At 70.1% G+C, this 9,467-nt stretch carries 10 protein-coding genes; 4 read left to right on the top strand and 6 right to left on the bottom strand.

Annotated elements, in window-relative coordinates; genetic code table 11:
- The 4 genes from ABD289_RS25180 to ABD289_RS25195 form a co-directional block, all read right to left on the bottom strand.
- Positions 1-541: DUF4158 domain-containing protein (locus ABD289_RS25180; RefSeq protein WP_344138151.1), on the bottom strand; the 541-nt coding region annotated here is incomplete at its 3' end.
- 278 nt (positions 542-819) lie between these two features.
- On the bottom strand, positions 820-2,055 hold the full coding sequence (locus ABD289_RS25185) for an MFS transporter (protein ID WP_425564778.1): 1,236 nt from the start codon (positions 2,053-2,055) through the stop codon (positions 820-822).
- Positions 2,056-2,508: 453 nt separating this feature from the next.
- The gene (locus tag ABD289_RS25190; RefSeq protein WP_010307868.1) at positions 2,509-3,183 is read right to left on the bottom strand and encodes a Crp/Fnr family transcriptional regulator; all 675 of its coding nucleotides are present in this window, start codon (positions 3,181-3,183) and stop codon (positions 2,509-2,511) included.
- 92 nt (positions 3,184-3,275) lie between these two features.
- Positions 3,276-3,530 carry a hypothetical protein gene (locus ABD289_RS25195; RefSeq protein WP_029535541.1) on the bottom strand — a complete coding sequence of 85 codons (255 nt, stop codon included), beginning with the start codon at positions 3,528-3,530 and terminating at the stop codon, positions 3,276-3,278.
- 282 nt (positions 3,531-3,812) lie between these two features.
- On the opposite strand from ABD289_RS25195, the gene nth reads away from it, so the two are divergent.
- The 4 genes from nth to ABD289_RS25215 all read left to right on the top strand — a co-directional run bounded on the left by nth (position 3,813) and on the right by ABD289_RS25215 (position 7,153).
- On the top strand, positions 3,813-4,550 hold the full coding sequence (gene nth, locus ABD289_RS25200) for an endonuclease III (protein WP_344138164.1): 738 nt from the start codon (positions 3,813-3,815) through the stop codon (positions 4,548-4,550).
- Positions 4,547-5,188 (top strand): TlpA family protein disulfide reductase, encoded by a 642-nt coding sequence (locus tag ABD289_RS25205; protein WP_344138167.1) that lies wholly within the window; start codon positions 4,547-4,549, stop codon positions 5,186-5,188. The genes nth and ABD289_RS25205 overlap by 4 nt, the downstream gene beginning before the upstream one ends.
- A complete protein-coding gene (locus ABD289_RS25210; protein ID WP_344138172.1) occupies positions 5,185-5,889 on the top strand; it encodes an NUDIX hydrolase in 705 nt (234 codons plus the stop codon). The genes ABD289_RS25205 and ABD289_RS25210 overlap by 4 nt, the downstream gene beginning before the upstream one ends.
- Positions 5,890-5,971: 82 nt before the next feature.
- Positions 5,972-7,153 (top strand): MarP family serine protease, encoded by a 1,182-nt coding sequence (locus tag ABD289_RS25215; RefSeq protein ID WP_344138175.1) that lies wholly within the window; start codon positions 5,972-5,974, stop codon positions 7,151-7,153.
- 190 nt (positions 7,154-7,343) lie between these two features.
- Here the strand turns inward: ABD289_RS25215 and ABD289_RS25220 are convergent, their stop codons facing one another.
- Positions 7,344-7,847 (bottom strand): phage holin family protein, encoded by a 504-nt coding sequence (locus ABD289_RS25220; protein WP_344138178.1) that lies wholly within the window; start codon positions 7,845-7,847, stop codon positions 7,344-7,346.
- A 73-nt stretch (positions 7,848-7,920) separates the two neighbouring features.
- Entirely contained in the window at positions 7,921-9,162 is a 1,242-nt protein-coding gene (gene nhaA / locus ABD289_RS25225; RefSeq protein ID WP_344138181.1) for a Na+/H+ antiporter NhaA, read from the bottom strand.
- Positions 9,163-9,467 lie beyond the last annotated feature (305 nt).

Genomic DNA, 9,467 nt, shown 5'->3' on the forward strand with positions numbered 1-9,467 from the left:
ACAGTAACAAGACCAAGCGATGATGTCTACAGCCGCGATCACAGAAATTCCCACCGGGCGAGGAACCTGAAACGCGCAGCGGACAGGGCCTGCCGGAGACGGGTTCGGACGGTCGCGCAGCGATCGTGCAGCGTCTCCCGAAACCGCTGATTCGCCGCCTCACGCCGAGACGCCACAAGCCGCACCAACGTCGACACCCCGGAAGCAGCACCTTCCGTTCCCGCAACCACGCCACGGCAGTCGAACAGCGCCTTCGGCCCGTCCCCGGTCGTCCGGGCGCGCGGGCCTCGATCCACTCGCCCAAATCGCCCCCGACGTCGGAGAACTCCCGCCACGACTCCGCGCTGCGGATCTCCCACTGGCGTTCCAACCGGGTCATCGACCGCTCGCCATAGGTCTTCACATCCGAGGTATCCGCGATACCGAGCCGCTCGGCGAGGTAGTCGACGAAATCCGCCGGCGCCCCCAGCGGATCGTCGAGGAACGCCCCAGCATTGCGCACCGTCACCAGCTGCAGCTCGAATCCGAGCCGGGTGGTCACGCCTCTTGGTCTCGACCAGACCGCGGTCGACGTCGTCGAGGAAGAACCGCTCGGACTCCGCCCGAGACAACGACGGCCGTACGCTTCAGCCTGCTCATCGGACAAGAACTCGACGGGCACCCCAGCGCTTCCTGCTGCTCACAACGCGCACCGTGGCGAAACCGCGGCGTACATCAGCAGCAACCGGCAACCAAGGTCAACTCGGAGAACCCGCAGGTCAAGGCTTAGCGCTGTTCTCAGTTCCGATATTCTTCACGACCCGAGCCCGGCGCGACCGCTCAGCCGACGGCGGGCTCGAGCTCGGACGTCTCCCGCGCGGGCTGCAGCGTGGCCCGGCGCAGCCAGACGATCAGGGTGAACAGCCCGCCGAGCGCGCCCGCGGCGAGGAAGGCCGTCCCGGGGTCGCTGAGCTCGATGAGTTGCCCGCTGGTGGAGTGGCCGAAGGCGGCGCCGAGGGTGACCGAGGTGACGACCCAGGCGAACGCCTCTGCCGCGCTGCCGCGCGGCGCGGTGATCTCGATGGCCACCGAGTGCGCGGTGGACTGCGGGGTGATCAGGCAGCCCGCGACGAGGAGAGCGACGCACAGGCCCCACAGCGAGTCCGGTATCGCCAGCACGGCGATGAGACCGGCGAAGCCGATCAGCAAGGCTGGCAGCCGCAAGTGCATCGGGCGCGGCCACGGGTGCACGCCGTAGATGATGCCGACCAGCACCGAGGTCACCGACATCAGGCTGATCAGCACGCCCCCCATGGTCGGCTGACCGGCTTCCACGGCGGCGGCCGGGATCGCGACCTCGATGTAGCCGATCAGCACCCCGAAGCCCATGGCGGCCAGCGCCACGGTGCGCATACCGGGTGCGGCGATCGCGCCGAGCAGGCTGCCGCCGGGCTTCGCGGGTTCCGGGCGCTGGGTGCGCGCCGCGCGGGTCGTGGCGAACCAGACGCTGCCGAGCACCGTGCACGAGGTCGCGACCAGCATTCCGGTGCCCGGCCAGGGCGCGGCGACCAGCAGTGCGGCCACGCCCGGACCGAGGATGAAGAACACCTCCAGGCTGATCGCCTCGTAGGACACCGCGGCCTGCCGGAGCCTGCCGGGTGGGAGCAGGTGTTGCCACAGCGCTCGGGAGGCGGACTCGACGTTGGGCTGCGTGACGCCGAGCAGGAAGGCCAGTCCGACCAAGATCGAACCGGGAGCGTCCAGCTCGATGGCGGTGATCGCGGTGGTCACCGCGGCCACGAAAAGCAGCGAGGTGACGTACAGCGGCAGCGACGGCCCGATGCGATCCATGATGCGCCCCTGCACGACGGCCCCGACGGCGACGCCGGTCAACGCGCCGGCCGAGATCATCCCGGCGATCGCGAACGAGGAGCTCACCCGCTGCACGTACAGCAGCAGCGCCATCGCGAACATCGCGATCGGCCACCGGCCGAGCAGCGAGGCGAGGACGGGCACTCGTGCGCCGGGTGTGTTCAGGGCACGGCGGTAGTCCGCCAGCGTCATGGACTGGGACACGCGTACCAGTATGCCGATGCTGGTACGTGGGTACCAACCAGTTTTCCCGAGGGTGCGGACGTGAGGTTGCTAACCAAAACGGGTGACGCCTGCAACCAGTTTCGCCTCTGGTGCGTCTCTGAAGGTGAGAAGGGGTTGCCCGGGCGGGCACTCTTCGAGCACATTCGAATTAGGACTTTCCTCCGGAGCCGAGGATTCGGGGCCGAGGTTCCGGGGGATCGGGGGAGCGTGGTTAGTCGTCGGGGGACCAACCACGCGATTGTGAAGGGGCCGGAACACCGCGTCGGGGGCGGTGTCCGGCCCCTTCACTTGGCTTGACGGAGACGTGGCCCGGGCTGCTTCGCCCGGGCCACGTCGTCTGGAGACGCCAAAACGCGCGTCGACGGGAAAGCCCGGGTCGGACCCGAGCTCTTCCGCCGACGCGCGTGGCGTCGTTTCAGTTGTCGCCGCTGGTCAGCGTGCGCGGCGAGCGAGGCGCTCCGGATCGAGGATGAGCACGCTCTTGCCCTCGAGCCGCAGCCAGCCGCGGTGCGCGAAGTCGGCGAGCGCCTTGTTCACGGTCTCCCGCGAGGCGCCGACGTACTGCGCGATCTCTTCCTGCGTGAGGTCGTGGGTGACCCGCAGCAGGCCCGCTTCCTGGCTGCCGAAGCGCTGTGCGAGCTGCAGCAGCGCCTTGGCGACACGCCCAGGTACGTCGGTGAAGATCAGGTCGGCGAGCATGCCGTTGGTGCGGCGCAGTCGGCGCGCCACGACTCGAAGCAGCTGCTCGGCGATCTCCGGGCGCGTCGCGATCCACTGCCGCAGAGCACTGCGGTCCATGCTCAGCGCGCGCACCTCGGTGACCGTCGTCGCGGTCGAAGTCCGCGGTCCCGGGTCGAAGATGGAAAGCTCGCCGAACATGTCCGACGGCCCCATGATCGCCAGCAGGTTCTCCCTGCCGTCCGGGGACTTGCGTCCCAGCTTCACCTTGCCGGACTGAATAATGTAGAGCCGGTCACCCGGCTCGCCCTCGGCGAAGATCACGTGTCCTCGCGGGAACTCGACAGGTTCCAGCGACTGGGCCAGTGCCTCCGCCGCGGCCGGCTCAACGCCTTGGAAGATGCCGGCCCGGGCCAGGGTCTCGTCCACCTCGTCCCTCCATGTTGAGACGCGGCGGCTGTCTGTGGTGCCGGACCCGCGTCAGCGCGTCTGGCGGTGTGCCGCCGATCACTACCAGCATTCTAAGACTGGTCGCGCGAACGGCGGGTACGTAGCCTACCGGCGCGTCCCACCCTGCGTAGCTGGAAAAGCTCCAGCGCACGTCCAATGCCTTGGCGGAAGAGCGCGCGCACCTCATCGGGGCGTGCGTTCTCCAGCAGTTCCTCTACCTCGTTCTCCTGTACCGCCACGTGCCTCAGGCGGGCCTCCACTCGCTCCATGAAGAGGGTGAAGAACATGATCACCAGCGGTACGACGATGACGAACCAGGCTGCCATCATGACGTGAATCCTCGCTCATACCTTCGAGGCACATGTAAGCGGGGTCCGCTTACCGGGCGCAGTGACGACGTGGCCACCTTTCGTGTCGGATGCCATCCGTACCCTGGAGGGGTGCCGGAGTCAGCCAGAGAATCCCGTACCGAGCCCGCCGACCCGTCGCCTGCTCAGGGGAAAACCCCCGAGCAGGAGCCACGGGCGGCGACACCGTCCCGTGGGGGGCAGCGCCGCCGGACCAGGTCCGAGGAGACCAGGCTAGGCCTCGTCCGCCGTGCCCGCCGCATGCTGCGCGCACTCGGCGGAGCCTACCCGGACGCGCACTGTGAGCTGGACTTCGACACTCCGTTGCAACTCGCCGTGGCTACCATCCTGTCCGCGCAGTGCACCGACAAGCGGGTCAACGCGGTCACGCCCGCGCTGTTCCGCCGCTATCCGACGGCGGCCGACTACGCGGGCGCGGAGCGCACCGAGCTGGAGGAGATGATCCGCTCCACCGGCTTCTACCGGAACAAGGCGTCCTCGCTGATGGGTCTGGGCGCCGCCCTGGTCGAGAAGCACGGCGGGGAGGTTCCGGACGAGCTCGACGAACTGGTCAAGCTGCCCGGTATCGGTCGCAAGACCGCGAACGTGATCCTCGGCAACGCCTTCGACGTTCCGGGCATCACCGTCGACACCCACTTCGGGCGGCTGGTGCGCCGCTGGGGCTGGACCACCGAGGAGGACCCGGTCAAGGTCGAGCACGCGATCGGCGAACTGATCCCCCGCAAGGAGTGGACGATGCTCTCCCACCGGGTGATCTTCCACGGGCGCCGGGTGTGCCACTCGCGCAATCCCGCCTGCGGTGCGTGCCTGCTGGCCAAGGACTGCCCGTCCTACGGCGCCGGGGAGACCGATCACGTGGCCGCCGCCAAGCTGGTGCGCGGCCCGGAGACGCCGCGACTGCTCGAGCTGGCCGGTGTGGTCGACGAGGTATCGGAGGAGACGGTGCAGAAGCAGACGGCGAAGGACCCGGTCGCGTGAGCGTTCGCGACTTCCGCAAGGAGATCCAGTGGACGGTGGTCGTGGTCGTGCTCGCGGTGCTGGCGGCAGTGGCCCTGTGGCCCCGGGACGATTCCGGCGGCGGCGATCCGGGTGGCGGTTCCGCGGCGGCTCCGCCGCCCGCCGAGCAGCAGGTCGACCCGCAGCAGCGGGCGGCGGCGAACCTGCGGCCCTGCCCGGCCGGGCAGGGCGGTCCGGCCGAGCTCGCCGGGATCGCGGTGACCTGCATGGCCGACGGCGAGCCCGTCCGGGCGGGCTCCGCGGTCGCGGGTGAGCCCACGCTGGTCAACTTCTGGGCCACCTGGTGCCCGCCGTGCCGCGCCGAGATGCCCGCGCTGCAGGCCTACAGCGAGCAGCCCGGTGCGATCCGGGTGCTGGGCGTGCAGGTCGAGAGCCCGCAGGCGGGCGGTCTTGACCTGCTGCGCGAGCTCGGCGTTCACTACCCGAACGTGTACGACGCGGACAACCGGCTCCGGGCCGCGATGCGGACTCCGAACACGTTGCCGGTCAGCTACGTCGTCACCGCCGACGGCGAAGTGCGGCGCATCGACCCGCCGGTCGCGTTCGAATCCGCGCAGGAGGTTCGGGAGGCCGTCGAACGCACCTTGGGGGAGCAGTGACCGATACCGGCCCCCTGGTGAACCCGGCCACCCTGCCCGACTGGCTGCAGACCCTGGTCAAGCGCACCGCCGACCTCGACCCCGGGCACTTCGGCTGGCCCAAGCACACCCCGCCGGATTCGGCCCGTCCGGCCGCCGTGCTGATCCTGTTCGGGGACGGCTCGCAGGGACCGGACGTACTGCTGCTGCGCCGAGCCGACAACTTGAACAGCCACCCCGGTCAGGTTGCCTTCCCCGGCGGCTCGCTCGACGATGTCGATCGTGGGCCGGTCGACGCCGCGCTGCGCGAGGCCGTGGAGGAGGTGGGGTTACGGCCCGAGGGCGTCCGGCCGGTGGCGCGGCTTCCCGAACTGCACGTCCCGCACAGCGGCTTCCGGGTCACCCCGGTCGTGGCCTACTGGGCCGAACCCTCGCCCGTCGCGCCGATGGACCCCGGGGAGACGGCCTCGGTGGCGCGGGTGCCGCTCTCCCGGCTGACCGATCCGGAGAACCGGGTGCGGGTCCGGCTGTCCAGCGGAATGGCCGGCCCGGCGTTCCTGATCCCCGGGATGCTCGTCTGGGGCTTCACCGGAGGGCTGCTGGCCGGGCTCCTGGAGCTGGGCGGTTGGTCGCGCCCGTGGAACCGGGCCGACGTCCGGGAGCTGGACGCGGCGTGGCGCACGGTCGAGGCGGCCGACGACATCGGACTCGGACACACCTGACGCGTTGCCGACCGGCGGCCTGATCGTTGCCGGATCATGAGACCGTGTTCCGGACTGATCGTCCGTCATTAGGGGTGAGTGGGTGAACTGGGTCGACCTGCTGGTGGTGCTGCTGGCGCTGCTCGCCGCGGTGTCCGGCGCGCGCAGCGGCCTGGTGACCGCGCTGCTCTCCTTCCTCGGAGTCTTCCTCGGGGCGATCGTCGGGCTGAAGGTCGCCCCCGCGCTGCTGGACCAGCTGCACAGCCCGGTCGCCCGCCTGGCGCTCGGCGTCGGCATCGTGGTGCTGCTGGTGGCCCTCGGCGAGACGTTCGGCATGTGGGCAGGGCGCGAGCTGCGCGATCGGATCACCTCGCCCAAGCTGACCGGTGTCGACAACGCGCTGGGCTCGGTCCTGCAGTTCTTCGCGGTGCTGGTGGTGGCCTGGCTGGTGGCGCTGCCGTTCACCTCGGCCTCGGCGCTGCCCGGGCTGGCCTCGGCGATCAGCAGCTCGCAGGTGCTCGGCGGGGTCAACAAGGTGATGCCCGACCAGGCTCGGGCGCTGCCGAACGACCTCCGCGAGATGCTCGGCGTCACGGGTTTCCCGGAGGCCCTGGAACCGTTCACCGAGACGCCGGTCGCCGAGACCGCCCCGCCGGACTCCGCGCTGGCGGGCAGCGAGGTGGTGCGCGATCTGCGCCCCAGCGTGGTGAAGGTGCGAGGCCGCGCGACCTCGTGCTCGCGCGCGCTCGAGGGCACCGGCTTCGTGGTCTCCCCGCACCGGGTGATGACCAACGCGCACGTGGTCGCCGGTACCGACCGGGTCGCCATCGAGGTCGGCAGCGGCTCCTTCGACGCCGAGGTGGTGCTCTACCGCCCGGACGTGGACCTGGCGATCCTGGAGGTCCCGGCGCTCGACGCCGAGGCGCTGCCGCTCACCGACGGTGCGCGATCCGGAGACGACGTGATCGCCCTCGGGTACCCGCTGGACGGCCCGTACACGGCCTCGGCGGGACGCGTCCGCGAGCGCATCCGGCTGCGCGGTCCGGACATCTACGACTCGCAGACGGTGGTCCGCGACGTCTACACGGTCCGCGGGAAGGTCCAGAGCGGGAACTCCGGAGGCCCGCTGATCGATCCGCGGGGCGAGGTCGTGGGCGTCGTCTTCGGCGCCGCCGTGGACGACCCGGAGACCGGGTTCGCGCTCACCGCGGACGAGGTTCGCGACGAGGTGGCGGCGGCGCCGACCCTCGACGCGCCGGTCGACACCGGAGCCTGCACGAAGTAGCCGCAGGCACCGGGCGAGCATTTCGGCGGTACTGCGCGGACGCCTCCGCTCCCGCGGGGCATCGCGGCCGGTCGCCGCGAGGGCGCGCGGCGGAGTCGGGGCGATCCTGAGCGGTGCGGGGTCACGTGCTCGAGCGGTCGCTGCGCCGCTCGAGCCGTCGCGCGGGGGCGCCGCGGCCGGCGCGGAACGCTCAGGCGGTCGCTTCGGCGGACTCGGAGTGCTTGCGCTTGGTGATCTTCTTGGAGTCCTTCAGCGTGGCGATGGTCCGCTTCGGTGCGCTGAGCTTGCGGACGCGCCGGTAGCCCAGCAACGCCATCAGCCCCGCGACCAGGAGCATCACCAGGAACACGATCCCGAAGGAGGCCCAGCGCCAGATGCCCAGCGCGGCCAGCCCTTCGGCGGCGGTGAAGAACAGGAAGAACATGCTGAACGCGAGCACGGTCAGCGCCAGGATGAAGTAGACACTGCCCTTGACAGCCTTCTTGGCCTCACCGGCGATCTCGGACTTGGCCAGCTCCACTTCGGAGCGCAGCAGGGTCGACAGGTGCGTCGTGGCGTCGCGGACCAACGACCCGATCGACTCGTTCTGATCGGCGGTGCCCTCTTCGGACAGCGGGATGGACGTCACCGCGGTCCACCCCGCACCCTCACCGCTGCCATTGGTGGTCTTCTGGGCGCTGTTCACGCGCACCATCGTGCCACGAGTGATCAGGGAAGCGCCCGGCGACTCGCGACACGTTACCCGTGAGTGACCTCGGTCCGGCGGTTCAGTTCAGGGGAGTGAGGTCGGGGTCCGGGAAGGCGTTGTCGTCGCTGTTGCCGTTCTTGAGCTTGCGGCCGCGCCGGATCAGGATGGCGGCCGCGATCAGCGAGGCCGTGGCCGAAGCGATCAGCACCGCGGCCTTGGCCCGTTCGGCCGCCTCCCCGGTCAGCGACAGCTCGGCGATCAGCAGGCTCACCGTGAACCCGACGCCGCCGAGCATGGCCAGCGCGATCATGTCCCGCCAGGACACCGCGTCGGGCTTGCTCCCGATGCCGAGCTTCACGGCCAGCCAGGAGACGCCGAAGATCCCGAAGAGCTTGCCCGCCAGCAGGCCGACGATCACGCCGATGGCGACGCGGTCCTCGAAGATGGCCATCAGCGCGTCGGGGTTGACCGGCACACCGGCCGCGAAGAACGCGAACACCGGCACGATCAGGCCCGCCGACCAGGGCTGCAGCCGGTGCTCCAGCCGCATCGAGGGGGAGGCGGGTTCGTTCGGGTCCTGCTTGACGCGGGTGAGCAGGCCCAGCGCGACCCCGGCGATGGTGGCGTGGATGCCGCTGGAGTGCACCGCGACCCAGACCGCCACGGCCAGCGGCACGTACAACCAGGCCGCGGTCACCCGCTTGTGCTGCAGGAACCAGTACAGCGCGCACAGCGCGACGGCGGTGGCCAGCCAGACCAGGCTCATGCCGTGCGTGAACAGGACCGCGATCACCAGGATCGCGCCCAGGTCGTCGACCACCGCGAGGCTGAGCAGGAACACCCTGGCCGCGGTCGGCATCCAGGAGCCGGTCAGCGACAGCACGCCCAGCGCGAACGCGATGTCAGTGGCCATCGGGATCGCCCAGGCGTCGTGCGCGCCGGGGGTGCCGTGGCCGATGGAGAAGGCGAGCACCGCGGGCAGCACCATGCCGCCCGCCGCGGCGATGATCGGCAGTAGCGCGCTGCGGAGGTTGGACAGCTCGCCGAGGACCATCTCGCGCTTGAGCTCGAGGCCCGCGACGAAGAAGAAGATCGCCAGCAGCCCGTCCTTGACCCACTCGCCGACGCTGAGGTGCAGGTGCAGCAGGTGCGGGCCGAGCTCGAAGTCGCGCACCGCGGTGTAGAGGCCGGAGGCCGGCGTGTTTGCCAACACCAGAGCCACGGCCGTGGCGGCCAGCAGGATCATCCCGCCGACGGTTTCGGTGCGCAGGTACGCGGCGAAGTCGAAACCACGGTTGGCTCGGGAGTTGTTCTCGGACACGACCGCTCCGTTCGTGTGGGCAGCACGACTGGTCGCCGACCAGACTTCCCGGCACACCTGCAGTGAACCTTAACATCGATCAGTCCGCCGGTTTGCTAATGCAATCGGTCTGCTTTGTCCTTTTCGCAGGTCAGAGCGCCTTGCAAGGCCGTTGCAAGGGCGCTGGGCGGTGGTATTGCCGACAAAAAGAGGACGCCCCAGCACGGGGGCGCCCTCTTCTCGTCCGAGCGGTCGCGGCGGTGCCTCAGTCGTCGCTGGAGGTGTTGAGTCCCTTGGAGATGAGGTCCATGACGCTGGAGTCGGCG

This window comes from Saccharopolyspora halophila (genome assembly GCF_039531955.1).
GTDB lineage: Bacteria > Actinomycetota > Actinomycetes > Mycobacteriales > Pseudonocardiaceae > Saccharopolyspora > Saccharopolyspora halophila.

Bases quoted from the DNA above. Each gene is read 5' to 3' on its own strand.
- ABD289_RS25195 (WP_029535541.1), bottom strand. From the start codon at position 3,530: ATGGCAGCCTGGTTCGTCATCGTCGTACCGCTGGTGATCATGTTCTTC.
- nth (WP_344138164.1), top strand. From the start codon at position 3,813: ATGCTGCGCGCACTCGGCGGAGCCTACCCGGACGCGCACTGTGAGCTG.
- ABD289_RS25220 (WP_344138178.1), bottom strand. From the start codon at position 7,847: ATGGTGCGCGTGAACAGCGCCCAGAAGACCACCAATGGCAGCGGTGAG.